The sequence below is a fragment of the Actinomadura sp. NEAU-AAG7 genome, from assembly GCF_018603865.1.
GTDB classification, from domain to species: Bacteria; Actinomycetota; Actinomycetes; order Streptosporangiales; family Streptosporangiaceae; genus Spirillospora; species Spirillospora litoris.
Genome location: NZ_JAHFZY010000003.1, coordinates 708181 through 732500 on the forward strand (window position 1 = coordinate 708181; position 24320 = coordinate 732500).

The following is a 24320-nucleotide window of genomic DNA, read 5'->3' on the forward strand; positions in this document are numbered from 1 at the left end:
CGCGGCGGCCGCGCGTCCCGGGACCGCGTCTGCGGGCTCCCAAGGTCCGGTCAAACCGCGCATACCGCGGAGATCGCTGGGTAGCCGAGCCGCGAAGCCGAACCGTTACCAAGGGAGCTGGACATGGCGGACCCCGCCGGCCACGACGACCCGAAGCAGGAGCAACTGGAGCGGTGGCGGGTGGCCCCGGAGGACACCCGGCTCACCACCGACCAGGGCATCCAGGTCGACGACACCGACAACTCGCTCGCCGCGGGCGAGCGCGGCCCGACGCTGATGGACGACTTCCATCTGCGGGAGAAGATCACCCATTTCGACCACGAGCGGATCCCCGAGCGCGTCGTCCACGCGCGCGGCTCCGGCGCCTACGGGCACTTCCGGCTGCACGAGTCGCTCGCGGAGTACACGACCGCCGAGTTCCTGTGCGACACCTCGCTGACGACGCCGGTGTTCGTACGCTTCTCCACCGTCGCCGGGTCGCGCGGCTCGGCCGACACGGTCCGCGACGTCCGCGGCTTCGCGACGAAGTTCTACACCCGGCAGGGCAACTTCGACCTCGTCGGCAACAACATGCCGGTCTTCTTCATCCAGGACGGGATCAAGTTCCCCGACTTCGTCCACGCGGTGAAGCCCGAGCCGCCGAACGAGATCCCGCAGGCGTCCTCGGCGCACGACACGCTCTGGGACTTCGTGCAGCTCCAGCCCGAGACCATGCACATGATGATGTGGCTCATGTCCGACCGGGCGCTGCCGCGCAGCTACGCCATGATGCAGGGCTTCGGCGTGCACACCTTCCGGCTCGTCAACGCGGAGGGGCGCGCGACGTTCGTGAAGTTCCACTGGCGGCCGGTGCTCGGCACCCACTCGCTGGCCTGGGACGAGACGCAGAAGATCGCCGGGAAGGACCCCGACTTCAACCGCCGAGACCTGTGGGACCGGATCGAGGCCGGCGACCACCCCGAGTTCGAGTTCGGTGTGCAGCTCGTCCCGGCCGAGGACGAGCACCGGTTCGACTTCGACCTGCTCGACGCCACGAAGATCATTCCGGAGGAGGAGGTGCCGGTGCGGACGGTCGGGCGGCTGGTGCTGGACCGCAACCCCGACAACTTCTTCGCCGAGACCGAGCAGGTCGCCTTCCACATCGCCAACGTCGTGCCCGGCATCGACTTCACCAACGACCCGCTGCTCCAGGCGCGGCTGTTCTCCTACCTCGACACCCAGCTGATCCGGCTCGGGGGGCCGAACTTCCCGCAGATCCCCGTCAACCAGCCTGTCGCGAAGGTGCGCAACCACCATCGCGACGGCTACCACCAGATGACCCTCCAGCAGGGGCAGGCGAGCTACCACAAGAACACGCTGTCGGGCGGCTGCCCGGCCGTCGGCGGCGAGGGCTCCTACACGCACTTCCAGGAGCGGGTGGACGGCAACAAGATCCGCAAGCGGAGCGCGAGCTTCGCCGACCACTACTCCCAGGCGCGGCTGTTCTGGAACAGCATGTCCGGCTGGGAGCGCGAGCACATCGTCGGCGCGTTCCGGTTCGAGCTCGGCAAGTGCGAGCGCAAGCAGGTTCGCGAGGGCGTGGTCGCCCAGCTCAACCACGTCGACCACGACCTCGCCGTCCAGGTCGCGAAGGGCGTCGGGGTCGAGCCGCCGACGCCCGGCATCGCCGAGGGGCACGGGCGCACCTCGCCCGCGCTGAGCCAGGACCGGGCGCCGGCGGACTCCGTGCGGGGGCGCAAGGTCGCGGTCCTCGCCGCCGACGGGGTCGACTCGGCCGCGATCGCCGCCGTCGGCGAGGCGCTGACCGAGGCGGGGGCGGTGTGCGAGATCCTCGCCGCCGAGGACGGGTTCGTGCAGGCCGCCAACGGCGCGCAGGTGGAGGTGACCCGCGCGATGCCGACGGTCGCGTCCGTCCTGTACGACGCGGTCCTCGTCCCGGGCGGCGAGGTGGGCGTCCGCGCTCTCGCGCAGGACGGCGACGCCGTGCACTTCGTCGCGGAGGCGTTCGTGCACTGCAAGGCGATCGGCGCGCTCGGCGCGGGCATCGGCCTGCTGGAGCGCGCGGGGATCACCGGCGTCCGGTTCGCCGACGGCGACACGGTGTCGGACGCGGGCGTGGTCACCGCCGAGGGCGACGCCTCCGGCTTCACCTCGCGACTGATCGAGGCGATCGCCGCGCACCGGCACTGGACCCGCGACAAGGACCACGTCCCCGCCTGAGGACGTCGCGCGGCGCACCTCCCATCCGGCCCGGTGCGGGCGGGCCCGGTCGGGAGGTGCGCCGTCGTGATCTCGGTCTCGCCGCCGTCCCGCCGGGAATGGAACGGGCCCGAAAGACCTTAGGTTCAACGGCCCGTGTGATCACCGCCGGGCGCTCCCCGACCCCCCGGAGGGACCTCCGCATGTCAGCCCAGCCCGCCGGCTCCCGGCCGGCGTCAGCGCCGCCGGTGACGGACTCACCGGCGGCGACCCCGTCCGGTGTCGGCCTTCCGGACCCGGGGCGGGACGGCGGGGGCGGCAGGCTGATCGCGGTGCTGGCGTTCACCGGCATCGTCGTCGCGCTCATGCAGACGCTGCTGATCCCCGTGATCGGGCAGCTTCCCGAGCTGCTGCACACCTCGCTCTCGAACGCCACCTGGGCGATGACCGCGACCCTGCTGTCGGGCGCGGTCGCGACCCCGATCATGGGACGGCTCGGCGACCTGTACGGCAAGCGGCGGCTGATCCTCGTCAGCGTCGGCGCGGTCGTCGTGGGGTCGCTGGTCGCCGCGGTCGGCTCCGACCTCGCGCTCGTCGTCATCGGCCGCGCGATCCAGGGCTTCGCGATGGGCGCGATCCCGCTCGGCATCAGCCTGATGCGGGACGTGCTGCCCCGCGAGCGGCTCGGCTCCGCGCTCGCGCTGATGAGCTCCTCGCTCGGCGTCGGCGGCGCGCTCGGCCTGCCGCTCGCCGCCTACGTCGCCCAGCACTACTCCTGGCACACGCTCTTCTACGGCGCCGCCGCGCTCGGCGTCGTGTCGTTCGTGCTCGTGCTGGTCGCGGTGCCCGAGTCGGACGTCCGCGCCGAGGGGCGCTTCGACCACGCGGGGACGGTCGGCCTGTCCGCCGGCCTGCTGGCCCTGCTGCTGCCGATCACCAAGGGCGGCGACTGGGGCTGGACGAGCCCGCTCACGCTCGGCCTCGTCGTCGCGGGGCTGGCGATCCTGGTGCTGTGGGGCGTGCTGGAGCTGCGGGTCCGCGACCCGCTGGTGGACCTGCGCACGACCGTCCGCCGCCAGGTGCTCCTCACCCACCTGACCGCGATCACGGTCGGCGTGTCGTTCTACGCGATGTCGCTCGTCCTGCCGCAGTTGCTGGAGCTGCCGACCTCCACCGGCTACGGGCTCGGGCAGTCGCTGCTGGTCGCCGGGCTCGCGGTGGCGCCGATGGGGGTGTCGATGATGCTCGTCTCCCCGCTGTCGGCGCGGATCTCGGCCGCGCGCGGCCCGAAGACCTCGCTGATCCTCGGGCTGGCGGTGATCGGCGGCGCCTACGTCGCGGCGCAGGGCCTGATGAACGCCGTCTGGCAGGTCGCGCTGATCACCACGATGGTCGGCGCGGGGATCGGGCTCGCCTACTCGGCGCTGCCCACGCTGATCATGGGGGCGGTGGAGGTGTCGGAGACCGGCGCCGCCAACGGCCTCAACACGCTCATGCGCTCGATCGGCACCTCGGTGTCCAGCGCCGTGCTCGGCACCGTCCTCGCCCGCAACACGGTCTCCTTCGGCGGGACCGACGTCCCGAACATGACCGGTTTCCGCATCTCGTTCCTCATCGCGACGGGCACGGTCGCGCTCGGCGTCCTGCTGGCGGCGTTCCTGCCGTCCGCCCGCCGCACCGCGTCCCTCGCCTCCGACGGGTAACCGCTCCGACACGCTCGGTCGTCACGAAGCGTTTGAAGCGGGGCCTCCCGGTTAGCCCCCAGTCAGGGGACGGACGAGCGGGGGAGGCCGGATGACGGTCGTTCAGGGCGGGCGGGACACCGGCGTCGCCGAGGTGCTGGAGCGGCACCGCAAGGGCACCCGCTTCGCCGACGTGCTCGCCACGACCGACCACAAGGTCGTCGGCCACCTCTACCTCGCCACCTCCTTCACGCTGTTCCTCGTCGCCGGGCTGATGGCCATGGTGATGCGCGCCGAGCTGGCCGGGCCGGGGCTCCAGGTGGTGGGCGACCAGCGCTACAACGAGCTGTTCACGATCCACGGCACGATCATGCTGCTGCTGTTCGCGACGCCGCTGTTCGCCGGTTTCGCGAACGTGATCGTCCCGCTCCAGATCGGCGCGCCGGACGTGGCGTTCCCCCGGCTGAACACGCTCAGCTACTACCTGTTCGTGCTCGGCGCGGCGATGGTGCTGTTCGGGTTCCTCGTGCCGGGCGGCGCGGCGGCGTTCGGCTGGTTCGCCTACTCGCCGCTGACCTCCGGCACCTACTCGCCCGGCCGCGGCGGCGACCTGTGGGTGATGGGGCTGGTGCTGTCCGGGTTCGGGACGATCTTCACCGCGGTGAACATGGTCGCCACGATCATCGCGATGCGCGCCCCCGGCATGGTGATGTTCCGGATGCCGATCTTCACCTGGAACGTGCTGCTGACCAGCGTGATGGTGCTGGTCGCGTTCCCGGTGCTCGCCGCCGCGCTGCTGGCCCTGGAGGCCGACCGCAGGCTCGGCGCCCACGTCTACGACGCCCAGCACGGGGGAGCGCTGCTGTGGCAGCACCTGTTCTGGTTCTTCGGCCATCCCGAGGTCTACATCGTGGCGCTGCCGTTCTTCGGGATCGTCACCGAGATCCTGCCGGTGTTCTCCCGCAAGCCGATCTTCGGCTACCTCGCGCTGGTCGCGGCGACCATCGCGATCACGGGCCTGTCCATGACCGTGTGGGCGCACCACATGTTCGCGACCGGGCAGGTGCTGCTCCCGTTCTTCTCCTTCATGTCCTTCATGATCGCGGTGCCGACCGGCATCAAGTTCTTCAACTGGGTCGGGACGGTCTGGAAGGGCCAGCTCAGCTTCGAGACGCCGATGCTGTGGGCGCTCGGGTTCCTCGTGACGTTCCTGTTCGGCGGGCTGACCGGGGTGATCCTCGCCTCCCCGCCGATGGACTTCCACCTCACCGACTCCTACTTCGTCGTCGCCCACTTCCACTACGTCCTGTTCGGCACCGTCGTGTTCGCGATGTTCGGCGGCTTCTACTTCTGGTGGCCGAAGATGACCGGCAAGCGGCTGGACGAGACCTGGGGGAGGATCCACTTCTGGTCGCTGTTCGCCGGGTTCCACACGACGTTCCTCGTCCAGCACTGGCTGGGGGCGGAGGGCATGCCGCGGCGCGTCGCCGACTACGCCGACGGGTTCGGCACGCTGAACCTGGTCTCCTCGATCGGGTCGTTCGTGCTCGGCGCCTCCACCTTCGCGTTCCTGTGGAACATCTGGCGGACGCACCGGCACGGCGAGCACGTCGGCGTCGACGACCCGTGGGGGTTCGGCGGGTCGCTGGAGTGGGCGACCTCGTGCCCGCCGCCCCGCCACAACTTCACGGCGATGCCGCGGATCAGGTCGATGCGGCCCGCGTTCGACCTGCACTATCCGCCGAAGCTCCCGCCGCGGGAGGCCGAGCCCGCGCCGCCGCCGGTCGAGCACGCGCGCCCTACCGCCGCTTCTCCCGCCTCTTCGTCCTGGCCCCGCCGTCCCCTTCGGCGGGGGAGCCGTCGCCGCTGAGGTCGCCCTGCCCGCCGCCGTAGGACTCGCTCTGGTAGTTGAAGTAGAACCGGTTGAGCCGGGTGTGGATCTGCGCGCGCGCCCGCGACGGGGTCGGCAGCGGGATGATGTGCCTCGGGTAGGACGCCACCAGCTCCTCGGGGCGCCGGGCCAGCAGGACGGCCTCCCGGTCGTCCGAGGGCTGCTCGTGCCGCTCGGTGAACGCGCCGCCCGGGGTCAGCGAGATCAGCCCGCTCTCCACGCCCTCCTCCCGGACGCGCAGGTCGCGGCGTTGCAGGCTCAGGCAGGCGCGGCGGGTGATCGCGAAGGCGAGCAGCGGGAACGCGAAGAAGCCGACGCGGAAGAACCACGTCGTCCCGTACAGGTTGAACCCGAAGGTGTGGGCCAGGACGTCGTTGCCGCCCGCCGCCCACAGGTCGCCGTACCAGGCGATGACCGCCGCGCCGATCGCGGTGCGGGTGGCGGCGTTGCGCGGGCGGTCGAGCAGGTGGTGGACCCGGTCGTCCCCGGTGGCCCAGCGTTCCAGGAACGGATACAGCGCGATGCAGGTGAAGAACACCCCCGGCAGGACGACGGTCGGGAGGAGCACGTTCCAGGGCACGGTGTGCCCGGCGACGGTCGTCGAGATCGGGGGCGTGATCCGCAGGGCGCCCTCCAGGAACCCGACGTACCAGTCGGGCTGCGAGCCGATCGACACCTGCGCCGGGTCGTAGGGGCCGTACAGCCAGACCGGGTTGACCTGGAGGACCGTCGCCATGAGCGCGAGGACGCCGAAGGTGTACAGGAAGTAGGCGGTGCTCTGCGCGGCGAAGTGCGGCCACGTCTTGTGCCCCGCGACGGTCAGCTCGCGGCGTCCCCGGGCCGGGAACTGGGTGTGCGTCTGGTGCCAGAGGATCATCAGGTGCGCGGTGATCAGGCCGAGCAGGATCCCGGGGATCAGCAGGATGTGGACGGTGAACAGGCGCGGGATGAAGTCCTGGCCGGGGAACTCGCCGCCGAACACCCACATGCTGACATAGGTGCCGATGACGGGAATCGAGAGCATGATTCCCTGCGCGATCCGCAGGCCGGTGCCCGACAGCAGGTCGTCGGGCAGCGAGTAGCCCGCGAAGCCCTCGGCCAGCGCGAGCGTGAACAGCGTGACCCCGATCAGCCAGTTGATCTCGCGGGGCTTGCGGAACGCGCCGGTGAAGAAGATCCGCAGCAGGTGCACGCTGATCGCGGCGAGGAAGACGTTGGCGGCCCAGTGGTGGATCTGCCGGATCAGCAGCCCGCCCCGGATGTCGAACGAGATGCGCAGCGTGGACGCGTACGCCTCGCTCATCCGCACCCCGCGCAGCGGCGCGTACGAGCCGTTGTAGATGATCTCCGAGGAGACCGGCTCGAAGAACAGCGTCAGGTAGACGCCGGTGATCAGCAGGACGGTGAAGGAGTACAGCGCGATCTCGCCCAGCAGGAACGCCCAGTGGCCGGGGAACGCCTTCCGGAGGTTCCTGCGCAGGAACTCCGCGCCGCCGAGCCGGTCGTCCGTCCAGCGCGCGAGGTCCTCGGTCAGCCTCCAGGTGGTCGACCCGCCGTTCCGTCCCGCCATCTCGTTCCCCCTGGCCGAGCCGAGTTTCCGCAGCGTGCGGTACCCGTGGCGGGGGAGGGCAAACAGCGGACCGGGTCAGGTGTCCCGGTACAGCCCGGTGAGCAGTTCGACGGCGTGCGGGACGGCGGGATGCGGGTCGTCCCGCCACCACGCGAGGCGGACGGCGATGGGCGCGGCGTCCCGTACCGGCCGGTAGACCACGCCGCGCCGCCGGTACTGCTCGACGGTGCTCCGCGCGGTGACGCCCACGCGGCGGCCGGACGCGACGGAGGTGAGCCAGTCGTCGATGTCGGTCGTCCGCTCGGTGGCGGGCCCGGCGCCGGGCGGCCACAGGTCGAGCGTGGTCGTGCCGGTCCTCGGGTCGATGAGCAGCGTCCGCCCGGCGATGTCGGCCAGCCGGACGGACCTGCGGCGCGCCCACGGGTCGTCGGAGGCCATCGCGCAGTACCGCCGCTCCAGCCCGACGACGGCGTCCTCGAACCGGCGCGGGTCGGGGGCCGTGCGGACGACCGCGATGTCGCAGGCGCCCTCCGCGAGGCCGCCGGTGGCCGAGTTCGTCCGGACGAGCTGGAGGTCGATGTGCGGCCACCGGCGCGGCCACTGCCGCTGGAAGGCGACGGTGTGCCGCCCCATCGCGGCCCAGGCGTAGCCGATCCGCAGGCCGGTGCGCCCGGTCGCCGCGTCCCGGACGAGGTCGTCGGCGTCGGCGAGGAGCCGCCGCGCCCGCGCGAGCACCCGCGCGCCGGTGGCGGTCGGCGTCACGCTGCGGCTGGTGCGCCGCAGCAGCCGCGCGTCCAGGGTCCGCTCCAGCGCTGCGAGGGTCCGCGACACCGCCGCCTGGGAGACGCCCAGCTCGATCGCGGCGTCGGTGAACGTGCCCGTGTCGACGATCGCGACGAGCACGCGGAGCTGCCGCAGTTCCAGTTCCATACGTACAGCGTATAGATCCTGTTATGTATGCATTTTGTGCATGTGAGGGGCGGACGCATGCTCGGGGCATGACGAACGGCACCGCTCCTCCCGAGGGCGCCCGCCGGGCCGGGGTGGCGACGATGCTCGCGAGCGCCGCGTCCAACCAGACCGGGGCGGCGGTCGGCGCCCTGGCGTTCCCGGTGATCGGCCCGGCCGGGGTGGTCGCGGTCCGCCAGTGGGTCGCCGCCGCCGTGCTGCTGGCCGTCGGACGCCCGCGCCCCCGGACGTTCGCCGGTGGCCGGTGGCGGCCCGTGCTGGCGCTCGCGGCGGTGTTCGCGACGATGAACCTCTCCCTCTACACCGCCGTCGACCGCGTCGGCCTCGGCCTCGCCGTCACGCTGGAGTTCCTCGGCCCGCTCGCCGTCGCGCTCGCAGGGACGCGGCGCCGCGTCGACCTCGGCTGCGCGCTCGGGGCGGCGGCCGGGGTGGTGACGCTGACCCGGCCGCAGCCCGCCTCCGACTTCCTCGGCCTCGGGCTCGCGCTCCTCGCGGCGTGCTGCTGGGCCTCCTACATCCTGCTCAACCGGTCCATCGGGCGCTCGCTGCCGGGCGTCGAGGGCTCGGCGGCGGCGGCCGGGCTGTCGGGGCTGCTGTTCGTCCCGATCGGGGCCGTGGCGCTCGTCCACGACCCGCCGACGGCGCGGGCGCTGGCCTGCGCGGGCGCGGCGGGCGTGCTGTCGTCGGCGGTCCCGTTCCTGGCCGACCTGCTCGCGCTGCGCCGCGTCCCGGCCCGCCTCTTCGGCGTCTTCATGAGCGTCAACCCCGTGCTGGCCGCCGCGGCGGGCCTGCTCGTCCTCGGCGAGACCCTCGGCTGGACGCAGTGGCTCGGCATCCTCGCGATCGTCACCGCGAACGCCGTCACGCTCGCGACGCGACCTCCGGATCGGGAGAGCCCGCCGCGTAGAGCATCGCGCGCAGGTCGGGCCGCGACTCCCGGTCGGCGCGCCACACCAGGCGGAGGCTGAGGTCGGGCGCGTCCACCGCGAGCCGGGCCAGGGCCCCGGCGGCGATCCGGTCCCGGACGGCGAACTCCGGGACGAGCGCGACGCCCAGTCCCCGCTCGGCCCAGGAGCTCATCACGGTCACGCTGCCCGCCCGCACCCGCTCGACGCCGTCGCCGAACAGCCGCTCACCGGCCAGCCAGAACGAGCACGCGGGCACGTTGACCAGCAGCCGCTCGCCGCGCAGGTCGGCGCGGCCGACGCGCGCCGCGTCCGCGAGCCGGTGGCCGGGCGCGGCGACGAGCGCGAGCGGGACCGGTTCCAGGTCGAGGAAGTCCAGCGGCGCGGGCGGGGTCGCGAAGCCGAGGCCGCCGAGACCCGGGCCGGAGTCCAGCAGCAGCGCCGCCTCCAGGTCGCCCGCGGCGACGGCGTCCAGGAGCTGGTCGCGGGCGGCGTCCGCGCGCACCTCCACCCGCAGGCCGGGCCGCCGCTCGGCCAGCCGGGCCAGCACGCCCGGCACGTGCGTCGCGGCGATCGTCTCCAGCGCCCCGAGCCGCAGCGGCGGACGCGTCCCGGCGACGTCTAGCCGGGCCTCCTCCGCCTGCCGCAGCAGCCGTCCCGCCCACTCCCGCAGGCGCTCGCCCGCGGGCGTCAGCCGCATGCCCTTCGGACCGCGCTCGAACAGCGGCACGTCGAGCGACCGCTCCAGCGCCCTGACCTGCTCCGACACCGACGACGGCGCGAGACCGAGCGCGTTGGCGGCCTCGGTGACCGTCCGGTGCGCGACGACGGCCTCGAACGTGCGTAGCTGGCGCAACTCCATGCCGGGCGCAACCTCCGCGCGGCGTTCGGATATTCCGAACGCCGCATGCGGGGACGCCGGTGGAGCGGGACGTGCCGGGTTCCGAGACTGGCGGCCATGGGTTCCGTCCTCCAGTCTCCGCTCCCGCCCGCCGCCACCGCGCGCCGCCGGCGGGCGCTCCTCGGCATCTCGCTCGGCTACTTCATGGTGCTGCTCGACACGACCGTCCTGTCGGTCGCCGAGCCCGACCTGGCGCGCTCCCTGCACGCCTCGACCGCCGGGCTGCAATGGGCCGTCACCGGCTACACCGTCGTCTTCGGCGCGCTGCTGCTGTCGGCGGGCGCCGTGGCCGACCGGCTCGGCGCCGACCGCGTGTTCCGGGTGGGCGCCGCCGCCTTCGGCCTCGGCTCGCTGGCCGCCGCGCTCGCCCCCGGCCTCGGGACGCTCGTCGCGCTCCGGGCCCTGCTCGGGGCCGCCGCCGCGGCCTGCGTCCCCGCGTCGATGGCCATGATCACCCGGCTCTACCCGGCGCCCGCCGACCGGGCGAGGGCCGTGGCGACGTGGGCGGCGACCAGCGGCGCGGCGCTCGCCGCCGGGCCCCTCGCGGGCGGCGCGCTGGTCGGCCTCGCGGGCTGGCGCGCCATCTTCCTGATCAACGTGCCGGTCGCCGCCGCCGTCCTCGTGCTGGTCGCCGGGCGGGAGGTCCGCTGCCCGCGCGGGACGCGGGCGATCGACCCGGTCGCCCAGGCGCTCGCCTGCGCGGCGCTCGGCCTGCTCACCGACGCGCTGATCGCGCTCGGCTCCGGCGCCGCCGTCCACGCGTCCTGGTCGGCGGCGGGCGCCGCCCTCGCCGCCGCCGCGTTCGCGGCGGCCGAGCGCCGCAGCGCCGCGCCCGTCCTCGTGCCCGCCGTGCTGCGGGCGCCCGGGATGCCCGCCGCGCTGCTGGCGGGCGCGGCGGTCAACTTCGCGATGACCGGTGTCCTGTTCGTCCTGCCGCTCGCGTTCCAGCGCGACCTCGGGCTGAGCGCGTTCGAGACCGGGCTGGCGTTCCTGCCGATGACGCTGCCGTTCGCGTTCAACCCCCTGGTCACCGGGCGGATCGTCGCGAGGACCGGGCCACGCCCGCCCGTCCTCGCGGGGCTGGCCCTGCTCACCGCCGGCGGGGCGGCGCTCGGCGCCGCGCTGCTCGCCTCCGCGCCCTACCCGGTGCTCGTCGCGGGCCTGCTCGGCACGGGGTTCGGGGTGTCGTTCGCGCTGCCCGCCCTCGCGACGGCCGTCGTCGCCGCCGCGCCCGAGGGCACCGCCGGGGCCGCCGGGGGGCTGCTCAACGCCGTCCGGCAGTCCGGCGCGACCCTCGGCGTCGCGATCATGGGGGCGTTCGTCCCCGACGGCTCCGGCGGGCTCGGATCCGCGCTGTTCGCCGCGTCCGCCGCCTGCGCCGCCGCGCTCGCCCTGGCCGCGCTCAGGCCGGGGCGGGCCGCTGGGACGCGTTGAGGCGGCGCCGCAGGTCCCGGATGTCGCCGCGCAGCCGGTCGGCGGCGCCCGGGTCCGGCTCCAGGCCGCCGAGCCGGTCGTCCAGCAGCTCCAGCTGGGCGGCGCGGAGCCTGGCGAGCAGCCGCCGGGGTTCGCCCGCGGGCACGTCCCACCGCTCCTTCCGCCGCCACTTGCGGTAGGTGAGGACGTGCCCCTCGCCCGGCACGAGCACCCCCCGCTCCGTCTCCTCCCGCGCCGCCCGCCGGAACCCGGTCAGATACCGGTACCGGGCGATCCGGTAGGCCACGATCGCCGCCACCAGGATCGGCGCCCCCTTCACCGGCAGCAGCGCCACGCCCGCCAGCACCGGCGCGTCCCACCACGAGTGCAGCGCCATCGCCACCACGAGCGCGCCGCACGCGACCGCCACGCCCGTCCGGGACGGGCGGCCCAGCAGGCGGCCGAGGCCCGCCCCGGCGATCGCCGTCATCGCCCAGTGGCTCCACCACGCCCCGCCGATCATCCGGCTCCCGAACGAGAAGAACGCCGCCCTCGCGTCCTGGGTCGCCCCCGTCAGCACGATCGTGTTCAGCACGTACAGGAAGTTCTCCGAGATCTGGAACCCGAGGCCCACCAGAGCGCCGAAGCCGAAGCCGTCCAGCGCGCCGCGCACCGCGTGCGGGACGATCAGCGCCAGCACCGCCACGCCGAGCAGCTTCAGGATCTCCTCGTTGACCGGCGCCGTGATCGCCGCGCCCCAGGTCGCGGTGAACTCCGCGCCCGCCGTCCCGCCGAGCACCGCCTGGAACGCGGCGTTCGCGGGCAGCGCCGGGCCGAACGCCGCGAGGCCGCCCCAGCCGACCGCGATCAGCGCGTAGCCGAGCGGCCGCGACCGCACCGGATGCAGCCGCCGCAGCAGCCAGACCCCCGCCGCGAGCGCGGGCGCCAGCAGCACCAGCCCCGCCACCGCGCCCACCGGGAACGCCCTGACCCGCGGCCCGAGGAGGTCGAGGGCCACCCACGCGCCCACGAGGCACGCGGCGGCCCACAGCCAGAACGCCGGACGGGTCGTCACGCCGCGCTGAACCGCGGCGCGATGGGTCACGGCGCTATCCGGATCGTCCGCACCATCGCCTCGACCTGCGCCGCCGCCCGCAGGTACGCCTCGGGCGGCCCCCACGCGGTCACGGTCGCGCCGCGCGTGGCGCGGGCGAACACCGTGGCGGTCCCGGCGCGACCGGCCCCGGCGAGGCGGCCGGTCAGCCCGCGCAGGCCGTGCGGGGTCGTGATCGCGGACGGCCCGGCGCCCAGCCGCGTCGTCCCGCGCACCGACACGATCCGCCCCAGCCCGTCCCAGAGCGCGCGGGCGTCCAGCGGCGCCAGCGGCACGACCACGCTGACGTTGAAGACGACCTCGTCACTGGTCAGCTCGGCGCCGCTGCCGAGCGCCGAGCGCTCCTCGTCCAGCGCCCACCCCGCCGCGGGCACCGCGAACGACACCGGGCGCACGCCGTCGCGCGCCGTCCCGACCGACAGCACCGTCCCCGGCCTGATCGGCCGTTTCCCGTCGCCCAGCGCGGCGTCCAGCAGCGGAAGCCCCGCCCCGAGGACGAGTAACACGAGCGCCACGAGACCGGTGCCCCACCATCTGACCCGCCCCACGTGACCCCCCCGAATGACATGGGTTCGGGACATGCCCCCAGGACCAGGGCCTAAACGACATCACCCCCAGTGGCGGGGGCGGCGCAGGGCGTCCGGCAGCCGTGTGGCGGCGTCGCCCACCGCCGCGTCGACCTGCGCCTGCGTGAGGAACAGGGCGCCCCGCAGGTCGGCCCCGCGCAGGTCGGCGCCCCGCAGGTCGGCGCCGGTGAGGTCGGCCGTCCGCAGGTCGGCGCCGCGCAGGTCGGCCCCGATCAGGCGGGCGCCGCGCAGGCACGCCGCGCGCAGCTCACCGGCGCCCCGCAGCGGCTCCCCGGCCAGGTCGGCGCCGCGCAGGTTCGCGCCGCCCGGCCCGCGCGCCAGCTCGCTCGCCCGCAGCAGCAGGGGGTTGAGCCGCTCGCGCAGCTCCGCCACGTCCACCGCGACCAGCTCACCGGGCGTGCCCCGCGTGATCAGCTCGACGCGCTCCACCGCCCGCCGCAGCTCCCCGTGGACGGGACGCGCCGCAGGCAGCCCTAGCGCCTCCGTCAGGTACCACAGCAGCTCGTGCAGCCCCCGCATGACGGGGAACACCGCGAACATCTCCCGGCCGCCGCCCCGACGCCAGTCGCGGCCGCCGAACGTCTCCTGCGACACCTTCTGGCCCGCTCCGAAGCAGTCGAAGGCCGTGCACCCCGGAAAGCCCAGCTCCCGCAGCTTGCCGTGCACGCCGCAGCGGAAGTCCGCCAGCAGGTTGTGGCAGGGTTCTCCCGCGTCCTTGGCGACCGCGAAGTCGGCGGACCGCGCGAACGGCAGCGCCACGCAGCACAACCCGAAACAACGCGCGCAGTCGGCCTTCAGCCCCGACATCCGTCCCGCCCCCGTCGTGTCCATGAAGCCCGGCGTGTCCATGACGTCCCGGCCCACCTCCCTCGCCTGGCGGCTCGGGACGCAGGCCGTGCCTTGGCGAGTGAGGCCGGATCGGAACACACCTTAGGCGGGCGCGCCGACAGTTCGGACCGCCGGTTCAGGCCGCGTCGTGGAAGACCAGGCCCAGCGTCCGCCGGTGGCCGGAGCGCACCACGCTGACCCCGTGCCGGACCGGCGAGGCCGACCAGCCCCGCTTCGTCCGGACGGGCCGGTCCCGCGTCGTGAAGATCAGCCCGCGCCCCTGGGGCAGCGATGTCACCGTCCCGCGCGACTGGGCCCGCGCCCGCTGCTCCACCAGCAGGAACTCTCCGCCGGTGTAGTCGGCGCCCGCCTCGTCCAGGCCGATCACGGCCTGGAGCGGGAACACCAGGTCGCCGTAGAGGTCGCGGTGCAGCGCGTTCCAGTCGTCCGGGCCGTACCGCAGCAGGATCGGGGTGGGCTTGGCCTGGCCCGCCGCGTGGCACATCCCGAGCCACTCCTCCAGCGTGCCGGGCCAGGGCGCGGGACGTCCGAGCCGCCCGGCCCACTCGCGCGCGATGGGCAGCAGCCGCGGATACAGCGCCGCCCGCAGCTCCGCCACCGCCTCGGGGAACGGCTCGGAGAAGTACCGGTACTGCCCGGCGCCGAACCGGTAGCGCTCCATGTCGATGGTCGATCTGAAGCGTCCCACCTCGTCGTACAGGGCCGCGATACCGGCGCACTCGTCCTTGTCGAGGAGCGGTGGCGTCAGCGCGCAGCCGTAGGCGTCCACCTCCCGGCCGAGCGCCTCCCAGTCGCCCCGCGCGACCCTGTCCGCGTAGATGCTCATGTCCCTCCAACACCGCCGGACTCGTCGGCGTTGCGCCCGCCGCGATAAAGTTCCCGATGTCGTTGCCGGACCCGCCGAGGAGGTGAGACCCGTCTCTGCCCGACCAGGCCGGGTGCTCCCGCCTCCGCACCGCAGGGCCTAGCCGCCCGGGGAGCACCCACGTGCGTTCCGGAAGGCACCCATGTCATCACCCCTCTCCGTGTCCGTCGCCGCCAGGCTCCGCGCGGCGGGCTGCGTCTTCGCCGAGGACGAGGCGCGGCTGATCCTCGACGCCGCCCGCACCCCGGCCGAGCTGGCCGCCATGGTCGAGCGGCGGGCCGGCGGCCTGCCCCTCGAACACGTCCTCGGCTGGGCCGAGTTCCGCGGCCTGCGCGTGGCCGTGGCCCCCGGCGTCTTCGTCCCCCGGCGCCGCACCGAGTTCCTCGTGGAGCAGGCCGCGTCGCGTGCCCCGCGGGTCCTTCGCGGCGGGACGCGCCGCCCCGTCGTGGTCGACCTGTGCTGCGGCTCCGGCGCGCTCGGGCTGGCGCTCGCGGCATCCCTGGGCGCGTGCGACCTGCACGCCGCCGACATCGACGCGGCGGCCGTGCGGTGCGCCCGCCGCAACGTCGGCGCGTCCGGCCACGTCTACGAGGGCGACCTGTACGAGCCGCTCCCGGGCGGGCTGAAGGGCCGCGTCGACGTCCTGCTCGCCAACGTGCCCTACGTCCCGACGGACGAGGTCGGCCTGCTGCCCGCCGAGGCCCGGGTCCACGAGCCCAACGTGGCGCTGGACGGCGGCGCGGACGGCCTCCACGTCCTGCGCCGGGTCGCCGCCGAGGCGCGCGCATGGCTCGCGCCCGGCGGGATCCTGCTGTTCGAGACCGGCGAGCGGCAGGTTCCCGAGGCGGTCGCGGTCGTGTCCGCGGGCGGGCTGGTCGCCGAGGTCGCGCGCCCGGACGAGGCGTACGCCACCGCCATCATCGGCACGCACCCCGGTTAGAACGTGATGGGAGGGTAAAAAGCCGGGTGACGGACGAGCGAAGGAGTGAATGTCTCATGCGCCGCATCACCGCAGCGCTCAATGCGATCATCGGCACGATCATCAGTGTCGTCACGCTGCCTTTCCGAGTCCTCGGTCGGCTGCTGACCCCCTCGCGCGGCCGCCCGGCTCGGAAGTCGCGTATCGGCCGCCGGCGTACCGTTTGACGGTTCGCGACGGGGGAGGGGCTTCGGCCCCTCCCCCTTCGCGTGGAACCGGTCGCGGCGCCGCCGCGTCCTAGGAAGAGGAAAAACCCGTTGCCCCATCGGGCGACAGGGCGCACCATAAGAGTGTCGAACCGAGCGGAAGGGAGCCGAAGTGAAGAGCAGGCAGGCGCAGACCTTCGGGTCTCGTTCCCAGGGCGGTCGTTTCGCCCTCCGAGGCGTCTCTGGATAGGGCCACCAGGCTCCACCGGAGGCCGCCAGGGAGATATCCCGGCGGCCTTTCTCATGCCGTCTTCGACGCGGGGCGATGGCGCCCGGAAACTGTCGCACAAGCCGAAATGGTGAGGCACCTGGCTTCCAACCAGGAGTACCGGGTTCGATTCCCGGGTGCGGCTCTGGACTGGACCGGCGGGAGTAACGACCCCCGGCTGGTCCGCCTGTGCCCAGGCGGAACGGACGCCACCGTCCGCCGGGGCACGACGCCGCTCTCGTTCAACCGGGAGGACACCGGGCTCTTACCCCGGGTATAGAGGTTCGACTCCTCTGGGCGGCACGCCATGCCGGGTCATCCAAGGGCAGGATGCGTGATTCTGGATCACGTCATGCGGGTTCGAATCCTGCCCCGGCAGCGGCGGGGCCCGGTGGCGTGCCGGGTCCCGGCGGCGGGGCGGCGGCGGTCTTGACGGGGTGCCGCCGCTCCGCATATTTTGGCGTCCAAATATTTGCCGTCAAAGTAACGCGGCCGGTGATCGTACGGCCACGCGGAGGAACGATGAGCGACCTTCCCACGTACGCGCTGTCGGAGGAGCAGGAGCTGCTGCGGGCGACGGTCCGGGAGCTGGCCGAGGCCAAGATCGCGCCGTTCGCGGCCGACGTGGACGAGGAGTCGCGGTTCCCGAGGGAGGCGCTCGACGCGCTGGTCGACAACGGGATGCACGCCGTCCACGTGCCCGAGCCCTACGGCGGCGCGGGCGCGGACGCGCTGTCGGCGGTGCTGGTGATCGAGGAGGTGGCGCGCGTCTGCGCGTCCTCGTCGCTGATCCCGGCGGTGAACAAGCTGGGGTCGGTCCCGGTGCTGCTGGCGGGCTCGGAGGAGCTGAAGCGGTGGTGCCTGCCCTCGCTCGCGGCGGGCGAGGCGATGTTCTCCTACGCGCTGTCGGAGGCGGACGCCGGGTCGGACGCGGCGGGAATGCGCACGCGCGCGGTGCGCGACGGCGACGCCTATGTGCTCGACGGCGTGAAGACCTGGATCACGAACGCGGGGGAGTCGCGCTTCTACACCGTGATGGCGGTGACGGACCCCGGCGCGGGCGCCCGGGGCATTTCCGCATTCGTCGTCGACCGCGACGACGAGGGCGTCTCGTTCGGCCCGAAGGAGCGCAAGCTCGGCATCAAGGGGTCGCCGACGCGGCAGGTGATCCTTGAGCGCGTGCGCGTTCCCGAATGGCGGCGGATCGGCGCCGAGGGCACGGGTTTCAAAACGGCGCTGGCCACCCTCGACCACACGCGCGTGACGATCGCGGCGCAGGCGCTCGGAATCGCTCAGGGCGCGCTGGACTTCGCGATCGGATATGTCAAGGAACGCCGCCAGTTCGGCAAGCCGGTATCCGACTTCCAGGGCGTGCAGTTCATGCTGGCGGACATGGCCATGCGGCTGGAGGGCGCGCGCCAGCTGACCTATCACGCGGCGGTGAAATCCGAGCGCGCCATGCGGGGAGAGCGCATTCCCGACCTCACGCTGGTGTCGTCGGCGTGCAAGGCGCTGGCCTCGGACGTCGCGATGGACGTGACGACCGACGCGGTGCAGTTGCTCGGCGGCTACGGATACACGCGGGAGTTCCCGGTCGAGCGGATGATGCGCGACGCGAAGATCACGCAGATCTACGAGGGGACCAACCAGATCCAGCGAATGGTCATCGCGCGCCAGCTCCTCAAGTAACCGCGCGCCCTGCGAGGATCAGCGATCGGCCGGTGACAGGTTCGGGGCGGGCAGGCGATTGCCGACAGGGGATCTCGGCTGCGGCGCTCCCCGACCGGGAGACGAATTCGGCGGCCTCCGCCCCGAGCCGTCCGCTTCACGAATCCGGGCGGCCGGATTCTGCCGCGGGGTTCGCGGCGGTGTCGGCGAGGGCGCGAACGCGGGGGTTCTCGCGCGCGGCCACCCAGATCGGGCCGATCGGTCGGCGCCTGGTCGGGCATGAGCGGCATGGTGGGGGCGGCCGGGTCCGCTGCTCGGCGGCGCGGTGGTCGATGCCGCGGGCCGGCGCCGGGTGTTCTGGATCAACGTCCCGATCGCGGCGGTGGTGGCGGCGCTGATGCTCCGGCAGTTCATGGAGGTTGACCGACTGCGGCGACAGGACCCGAAACTCCTGTCGCCATGGCCGCTTCCGGGTCAGGATGGGGGAGCCTCGGCGGACAAGGGAGCGCGCATGAGCGACCACGGGCCAGAGATCGACACCAGCGTCTCGCATGTGGCGCGGATCTGGAACTACTGGCTGGGCGGCAAGGACAACTACCCCGTGGACCGCGAGGTCGGCGACCAGATCCTCGAACTGCTCCCGGACGTGGCGCGCCTGGCCCGCGCGTCCCGGCTGTTCCTCAACCGGGCGGTCTGGCACATGGCCCGCGAGGTCGGGATCCGCCAGTTCATCGACATCGGCACGGGACTGCCCACGGTCGACAACACCCACGAGGTCGCGCAGCGGGCGGCGCCCGAGTCGCGGATCGTCTACGTCGACAACGACCCGCTCGTCCTCGCGCACGCGCAGGCGCTGCTGACCAGCACGCCCGAGGGCGCGACCGCCTACATCGACGCCGACCTGCGCGAGCCCGAGCTGATCCTGTCGGGCGCCGCCGCGACGCTGGACTTCACGCGGCCGATCGGGCTCACGCTGATGGGCATCCTGGAGTTCATCACCGACGACGACGAGGCGCAGTCGATCGTCCGGCGGCTGCTGGCGGCGCTCCCGTCCGGCAGCCACTTCGCCATGTACGACGGGACGAACGTCATCCACGGCGCCGCGTCCGACCGGATCGTGGAGCTGTGGAACGCGGAGGGCAACGCGGGGCTCGTGCTGCGCTCGCCCGAGCGGATCCGCCGCTTCTTCGACGGCCTCGAACTGCTGGAGCCCGGGGTGGTCTCGGTGACGCGCTGGCGGCCGGAGGTGACCGTCGGCGAGCCGCCCGAGGAGGTCGACGCGTTCTGCGGCATGGGCCGCAAGCCCTGACCCTGCGCTCGCCCGCTGCCGGGCGGCCCTCAGCGCCGGGGGCCGTCGCCCGCCTCCTGGAGGATTTCGGTGATCTTGAAGGCGGTCTCGAACCGGCCGCCGCCGACCGCCGCCTGGTAGTAGGCGAGCGCCGCGTCCCGCGTCGGCGCCGACTCGCCCAGCCGGTGGGCGTGCTCGGCCGCCTGGCGCGGGTCGAGCCCGTTCGGGCTGGCGTCCAGTAGGTCGAGCGCCTGCGGGTGGCCGCCCGCCGCCGCGTCGATCAGCAGCGCGACCGCCTCGGCGCCGCGGGTGGGGTCGGTGCCGAGCAGCACCGCGATCCGGTAGACGGCGTCGGCGTCGCCCTCCTGCGCCCGGTCGAGCAGCTCGCGGCCGTGCTCCTTGTAGTCGGCGATCGTCACCCGCTGCGGCGCCGTCAGCCGGAGCGGGACGGGGGAGCGCGCCTCGGGGGCCGTCCGCGGCGCGGGCGCGGAGCCCTCGGCCGCCGGGGCCGCGCGTTCGGGCGGGGCACCCTGCGCGGCTCGGAGCCGCGACTGCCAGTGCGGGAGCGTGTCGATGCCGGGGTCGGACGAGCGGACGCCCGTCTCCCAGGCCCGCCGCTGGCAGCACAGGATGAAGCTGGCCACCCAGGCGGAGGTCGGCGCGCGCTTGCGGCGGCCCGCGAGGACCTCGAACACGGCGGTCGCCGACAGGACGGGCAGTCCGCGCCGCCCGTACAGCTCGCCCAGGTGCTCGGAGATCTCCGCGAGCTTGCGGTAGGGAGGCCGGTTGCAGGATTCGTAGAACGCGTTGAGCTCGGCGATGAAGTCGTCCGGCCCCGCGGGCCGTGAACCGGTGTCGCTCATGTCTGGGTCGCCCTCGTCGTCCGTGGGTCCGGACCTCTGGTCTCCGTCAGTCATGCTGCCAGCCGGACCGGGCGAACGGGGAGGGGCGGTCCGCAGAGCCGTCCTGTCTCGTTCTGAAGGGCGGACACCGTAGGCCGTGATCCCGAACCGCGGTCCACATCAGTGCTTTGTTGGGCATTGTAAGCATTACAGGTCGCGGAGTGAGCATCACAGGTCGCGGAGCAGGCCCAGCAGGATCGACGGTGTGGCCCGCGCGGGCGCCGCCTTCACCACGAGCCAGTTCATGACGTGCCAGTAGGAGATCACCGCGTCCTCCTCCGCCGGGTAGACCGCGCCGTTGAGCCGCTCCAGGTACACGACGTCGGGCAGTTCCGGCTCGGGCGGCCGCAGCAGCGTGAACGACCCGCCCGGCACGGGCGGGGACGCGAGTTCGAGCGGCACCACCTGGATCGTCACGTGCGGCAGGTCGCAGACGTCGAGGAGATGTTCCAGTTGCGCGAAGGCCACAGGACCGCCACCGAACGTGCGGCGGAGCGCCGCCTCGTCGATCACGACCCAGAGCCGCGCGGGCCGGGAGCGGTGCAGGATCGCCTGGCGCCGCGTCCGCAGCCGGACGAGCCGCTCGGTCGCCGCCGGGGGCCGCCGCCCGGCCAGCAGGGCCCGCGCGTAGGCGGGGGTCTGGAGGAGCTCCGGGACGGTCTGCGTCTCATACATCCGGATCACGCTGGCGGACTGCTCCAGGCCGATGTAGGGCTCCTGCCACGGCGGGATCACGTCCTGGTAGGCCGCCCACCAGCCCGGCACGTTCGCCTGGCGGGCGAGCCCGAGCAGCGTCGCGCACGCGGCGCGGTCGGTGACGCCGTAGGCGGCGCACAGGTCGGCGACCTCGCGGAGCTTGAGCCGGATCCGCCCGAGCTCCAGGCCGCTGATCCACTCCTCGGGCCGGCTGACGGCCGCGCTCGCCTCCTCCAGGCTGTAGCCGTCGGCCTCGCGCAGCCGCCGCAGCTGCGCGCCGAGCACCATGCGGGGCACCGTCGGCCCGGCCTCCGGGGGCTCGGGGTGGCCACGGTCGGCGTGCTCGGCTGCGGCTGTGCCCATGTCTGCTCTCTGCGCGCGGTGTCGCCGGAGGACGGTCTCCGCGGACGCTAGCCGGGAACAGTTTTCCGCCGTGATCCGTCCCGTTCGGCTTCGTCCGGGCGCCGCCGCTCCACCCTGGATGCTACGACTCCGCGCCCCACGGCGCCGGTGCTTCGGCGCCAGTTCCGCGTGCCGCCGCACGCGGCCGAAAACGGGCTGACCCTAATGGGGGCGCCCGGCTAGGGTGAACGGCCGTCACCCCGGATCGAGGAGGCCGCGTGTCCCGCAATCCCACCCCGTTCACCGATTTCGGCGGGGACGGCGTCGAGATGCTCGCGGTGCACGGCCACTTCGGCGGCGCCCGCACGTTCGCGTCCCTCGCCCACGCCCTCGCCGGGCGCGTGCGGGTCACCGCCGTCGACCAGCGCGGCCACGGCCACGCGGCGCACCGCGACGACTACGGCGTCGACGCCTACGTCGCCGACCTCGCCGCGTTCGTCCGCGACCGGGACATGGCGCCCGCCGTCCTCTACGGCCACTCCATGGGCGGTGTGGTCGCCTTCCACCTCGCCGCCAGGCACCCCGAGTTGGTGCGGGCCCTGGTGCTGGAGGACGCGCCCGTCGTGGTGGAGCCCCCCGTCCTGGACACCCGGCCCTGGACGCGGCGGACCGCCACCCTCATGGACCTCGGCGCCGCCGTCATCGGCGAGGGCATCCCCGACCCGGCCTACTTCCTCGAAGGCGCGATCCGGTATCCCGACGGCTGGGGGCTGCCGTTCGACCACGAGGGTTTGTTCCGGTCGGAGGAACTGCTCCTGGGCGAGTACTGGACGGAGTGGCTCGCCGTCCGCTGCCCGGCGCTCCTCATGCACGGCACCGGGAGCTTCGTGCTGCCGACGGCGCTCGCCCGCGAGATGGCCGAGCGCCGTCCCGGCACGTCCTACGTGGAGTTCCCGGGCTGCGGCCACTGGATCCACGACGACGACGTCGCGGGGGTGGCCTCGGCGGTCACGGAGTTCCTCGGCGCGGCGGGCCTCACGTCCGAGCGCCGCGGCTCGTCCTGAACTCGATCGCCTCCGGGACCTCGGTGTACTCCAGGAGGTGGTTGCCCGAGATGCGCTCCAGCGCCCGCCGCACCTCGGCGGGCGTGGCGTAGAAGAACTCCCGCCGCGGGTTCACCTGGTTGACGCGCTGCTCGGCGAACGCCTGGTGGAGGCTGTTCTCCAGGCCGACCGCGTCGTCGCTGAAGATGAGCGCGTGCACGTCGAACCGGAACGGGACGGAGGCGTCGCCGAGTTCGCGGACCCGGTCCATCGGCTCCAGCCGCCGCGTCATGCCGATCTTCACCATGCGCTCGCCGAACGCGCCGATGTTGGAGATGACGTAGACGTACCCCGCGCGGACGTTGGCGGCGCGGCCGTCGACGTCGCTGATGGCCGACTCCACGTCGGCCAGCTTGGAGCGCAGGTCCGCCGCACCGGCCGCGTCCCCCTTCGCCTCCAGGCGGGCCAGGGCCGACTCCACGTGCGAGCGCTCCTTGAGCAGCCGTGACTTCTCCCGCTCGATCTCCTTGCGGACCTTCTCCTCCTCCCGCTGGCGTTCGCGTTCGGCCCGGATCCGCTCCTTCTCCTCCTCGGCCTTGGCCAGATGGTCGGCGGTGAGGCGCAGTTCCTTGAAGCGGATCTCCCGGTACTTCGGGCTCACGCGGATGTCCATCGTCTTGCCCAGCCGCTCGATCGTCTGCGCGCTCTTGTCCAGCCTCTCGATCGCCGACGCGAGTTTGTACGGGCGCATCGTCCGGACGAGGTTGTCGGCCTCGGCGTTGTAGGCGCGCAGCATCAGGCGGGAGAAGTCGCGGACCATCTTCCCGCCCTGAGCGGCCGAGCCGTTCACGGTCCAGTTCGTGGCACCGATGACCGCCGTCCCGTTGCGGGCCATGGCCTTGATGCCGTCCTTCACCCGCGCCAGTTCGGCCTTGTACGCGACGACGTCCGCGAGCGGGTGCTGGTACTCGTAGACGCCGGCCTCCTGGAGGAGCTCCAGATCCCGCGTCTCGACGATGCCCTGCCGCAGCCGTTCGAGTTCGGCGCGCGTCTCGTCCCGCTCGCGGCGCGCCTCCTCCGTCTCGGAGCGGAGCCGTTCGATCTCCTCGGCCAACCGGGGCGCCTCCAGGGCGCCGAGGCGTTCGAGCCAGTCGCGCAGGCTCGCGTTCTCGGCCTCCAGCTCCTCGATGCGCTGCTTCCGGCCGAACGCGGGGACGGTGCGGCCCCCGGCGGCGGGCGGGCGGGCCGGGGGGACCTCCGGCACCCAGAACCGCCAGCCGGGCGGCGCGGGCGGCCAGCTCGCGTCCGGCTGCCACCCCGGCTGGGGCGTCCAGCCCGCCGGGGGCGGCGGCCACGTGGGCGGCGGGTTGTAGCGCCAGCCGGACGGCTCCGGAGCCCACGTGAAGGGCTGCGGGGGCGCCGGTGCGGGCGCGGGGAGGCCGGGCGCCTGCCGGGGCGGCTCAGGTCGGCTGGGCGCGGGCTGGTCCCGGAGGGGCCGGCTGGGCGCGGGCGCGGGTGCGGGTGCGGGCTGGTTCGGGGCGGGCGGTGCGGGACGGGCCTGGCGCTCGATGAGGCGCCGGATGACCGGCGCGTCCCGGTCGTGCAGGTCGCCGAAGTCGGTCTCCGCCCCCGTCCCGTCCTGGACGACGAGGAACCAGCGCTCTTTGTAGGACTTGCGGGTGTCCACGGATGCGACGTCCGCCAGGAGGATCTCCTGCCGGGGGCCTTCTTTTGCTAGTTCCGCGGCCGCGAAGCCGAGGATCCTCCGGTCGGTGACGGCGACGTGGGTGAGGGTCGGAAGGGCCTTGACCGTCGTCGCCAACGCCAGGACCGTCTCCCCGCCCTTGAGGAAGAGTCTCGTCAGGCGCAGGATCCGCGCGGAGTCTCCCGGATCCACCTCGGCCCCGACGTACTCCGGGTGCGGCGTGTTCTGCAGGGTCATCGTTCCTCGCTGCGTCCCAGGCGGAGCGGATCCTGCGTCCGGCGTGCCGGGGGCTCCGTTCCGCGGCCGACTGTGCGTGTCGAACCGTGCGTGTCGAGGGG

General features: G+C 73.5%; 20 protein-coding genes and 3 tRNA genes. 13 read left to right on the forward strand and 10 right to left on the reverse strand.

Annotation, left to right across the window (positions count from 1 at the left end; translation table 11 throughout):
- Window positions 1-123 precede the first annotated feature (123 nt).
- The 3 genes from KLI87_RS17855 (at window position 124) to ctaD (ending at window position 5751) form a co-directional block, all read left to right on the forward strand.
- The gene (locus KLI87_RS17855; protein WP_156218347.1) at window positions 124-2220 is read left to right on the forward strand and encodes a catalase; all 2097 of its coding nucleotides are present in this window, start codon (window positions 124-126) and stop codon (window positions 2218-2220) included.
- A 227-nt stretch (window positions 2221-2447) separates the two neighbouring features.
- Complete coding sequence (locus KLI87_RS17860) at window positions 2448-3902, forward strand: MFS transporter (RefSeq protein WP_308166057.1); 1455 nt, start codon at window positions 2448-2450, stop codon at window positions 3900-3902.
- 91 nt (window positions 3903-3993) lie between these two features.
- A complete protein-coding gene (gene ctaD / locus KLI87_RS17865; protein WP_214617917.1) occupies window positions 3994-5751 on the forward strand; it encodes a cytochrome c oxidase subunit I in 1758 nt (585 codons plus the stop codon).
- Here the strand turns inward: ctaD and KLI87_RS17870 are convergent.
- Entirely contained in the window at window positions 5681-7342 is a 1662-nt protein-coding gene (locus KLI87_RS17870) for a ubiquinol-cytochrome c reductase cytochrome b subunit (protein WP_214617918.1), read from the reverse strand. The two genes, ctaD and KLI87_RS17870, sit on opposite strands and share 71 nt — an antisense overlap.
- A gap of 75 nt (window positions 7343-7417) precedes the next feature.
- Window positions 7418-8272, reverse strand: a complete 855-nt coding sequence (locus KLI87_RS17875) for a LysR family transcriptional regulator (protein WP_156218343.1) — start codon at window positions 8270-8272, stop codon at window positions 7418-7420.
- A 68-nt stretch (window positions 8273-8340) separates the two neighbouring features.
- Here KLI87_RS17875 and KLI87_RS17880 point away from each other — a divergent pair, with 68 nt between their 5' ends.
- Window positions 8341-9279, forward strand: coding sequence for a DMT family transporter (locus KLI87_RS17880; protein WP_214617919.1), 939 nt, complete (start codon window positions 8341-8343; stop codon window positions 9277-9279).
- Here the strand turns inward: KLI87_RS17880 and KLI87_RS17885 are convergent.
- On the reverse strand, window positions 9173-10078 hold the full coding sequence (locus KLI87_RS17885) for a LysR family transcriptional regulator (protein ID WP_156218342.1): 906 nt from the start codon (window positions 10076-10078) through the stop codon (window positions 9173-9175). The two genes, KLI87_RS17880 and KLI87_RS17885, sit on opposite strands and share 107 nt — an antisense overlap.
- A 96-nt stretch (window positions 10079-10174) precedes the next feature.
- Between KLI87_RS17885 and KLI87_RS17890 the strand changes: the two genes are divergently transcribed.
- The gene (locus KLI87_RS17890) at window positions 10175-11551 is read left to right on the forward strand and encodes an MFS transporter (protein WP_214617920.1); all 1377 of its coding nucleotides are present in this window, start codon (window positions 10175-10177) and stop codon (window positions 11549-11551) included.
- Here the strand turns inward: KLI87_RS17890 and KLI87_RS41020 are convergent.
- The 4 genes from KLI87_RS41020 to KLI87_RS17910 all read right to left on the reverse strand — a co-directional run bounded on the left by KLI87_RS41020 (window position 11520) and on the right by KLI87_RS17910 (window position 14906).
- Window positions 11520-12635 carry a PrsW family intramembrane metalloprotease gene (locus KLI87_RS41020; protein WP_214617921.1) on the reverse strand — a complete coding sequence of 372 codons (1116 nt, stop codon included), beginning with the start codon at window positions 12633-12635 and terminating at the stop codon, window positions 11520-11522. The genes KLI87_RS17890 and KLI87_RS41020 overlap by 32 nt on opposite strands.
- Entirely contained in the window at window positions 12632-13192 is a 561-nt protein-coding gene (locus KLI87_RS17900; RefSeq protein ID WP_173390846.1) for a hypothetical protein, read from the reverse strand. The genes KLI87_RS41020 and KLI87_RS17900 overlap by 4 nt, the downstream gene beginning before the upstream one ends.
- Window positions 13193-13252: 60 nt before the next feature.
- Window positions 13253-14080: a pentapeptide repeat-containing protein gene (locus KLI87_RS17905; protein WP_246250116.1), complete on the reverse strand. Its 828-nt coding sequence runs from the start codon at window positions 14078-14080 to the stop codon at window positions 13253-13255.
- Window positions 14081-14195: 115 nt separating this feature from the next.
- The gene (locus tag KLI87_RS17910; protein ID WP_214617922.1) at window positions 14196-14906 is read right to left on the reverse strand and encodes a 2OG-Fe(II) oxygenase; all 711 of its coding nucleotides are present in this window, start codon (window positions 14904-14906) and stop codon (window positions 14196-14198) included.
- Window positions 14907-15087: 181 nt separating this feature from the next.
- On the opposite strand from KLI87_RS17910, the gene KLI87_RS17915 reads away from it, so the two are divergent.
- The 7 genes from KLI87_RS17915 (at window position 15088) to KLI87_RS17945 (ending at window position 19315) form a co-directional block, all read left to right on the forward strand.
- Window positions 15088-15885 carry a putative protein N(5)-glutamine methyltransferase gene (locus KLI87_RS17915; protein ID WP_214617923.1) on the forward strand — a complete coding sequence of 266 codons (798 nt, stop codon included), beginning with the start codon at window positions 15088-15090 and terminating at the stop codon, window positions 15883-15885.
- 56 nt (window positions 15886-15941) lie between these two features.
- Window positions 15942-16091: an LPFR motif small protein gene (locus KLI87_RS17920; RefSeq protein WP_214617924.1), complete on the forward strand. Its 150-nt coding sequence runs from the start codon at window positions 15942-15944 to the stop codon at window positions 16089-16091.
- Window positions 16092-16411: 320 nt separating this feature from the next.
- A tRNA-Gly gene (locus tag KLI87_RS17925) sits at window positions 16412-16483 on the forward strand.
- 86 nt (window positions 16484-16569) lie between these two features.
- Window positions 16570-16641 (forward strand) — tRNA-Lys (locus KLI87_RS17930).
- Between the two features lie 5 nt (window positions 16642-16646).
- Window positions 16647-16717, forward strand: a tRNA-Gln gene (locus tag KLI87_RS17935).
- Between the two features lie 143 nt (window positions 16718-16860).
- Window positions 16861-18027: an acyl-CoA dehydrogenase family protein gene (locus KLI87_RS17940; protein ID WP_214617925.1), complete on the forward strand. Its 1167-nt coding sequence runs from the start codon at window positions 16861-16863 to the stop codon at window positions 18025-18027.
- Between the two features lie 490 nt (window positions 18028-18517).
- A complete protein-coding gene (locus KLI87_RS17945; protein WP_156218336.1) occupies window positions 18518-19315 on the forward strand; it encodes an SAM-dependent methyltransferase in 798 nt (265 codons plus the stop codon).
- A gap of 29 nt (window positions 19316-19344) precedes the next feature.
- Here the strand turns inward: KLI87_RS17945 and KLI87_RS17950 are convergent, their stop codons facing one another.
- Both KLI87_RS17950 and KLI87_RS17955 read right to left on the reverse strand, forming a co-directional pair.
- Window positions 19345-20157, reverse strand: coding sequence for a hypothetical protein (locus KLI87_RS17950; RefSeq protein WP_214617926.1), 813 nt, complete (start codon window positions 20155-20157; stop codon window positions 19345-19347).
- A gap of 207 nt (window positions 20158-20364) precedes the next feature.
- Window positions 20365-21255 (reverse strand): helix-turn-helix transcriptional regulator, encoded by an 891-nt coding sequence (locus KLI87_RS17955; RefSeq protein ID WP_156218334.1) that lies wholly within the window; start codon window positions 21253-21255, stop codon window positions 20365-20367.
- A gap of 257 nt (window positions 21256-21512) precedes the next feature.
- Between KLI87_RS17955 and KLI87_RS17960 the strand changes: the two genes are divergently transcribed.
- Window positions 21513-22298, forward strand: a complete 786-nt coding sequence (locus KLI87_RS17960; protein WP_214617927.1) for an alpha/beta fold hydrolase — start codon at window positions 21513-21515, stop codon at window positions 22296-22298.
- Here KLI87_RS17960 and KLI87_RS17965 read toward each other — a convergent pair.
- Window positions 22270-24219 (reverse strand): DUF4041 domain-containing protein, encoded by a 1950-nt coding sequence (locus KLI87_RS17965; protein WP_214617928.1) that lies wholly within the window; start codon window positions 24217-24219, stop codon window positions 22270-22272. The genes KLI87_RS17960 and KLI87_RS17965 overlap by 29 nt on opposite strands.
- Between the last annotated feature and the right edge of the window lie 101 nt (window positions 24220-24320).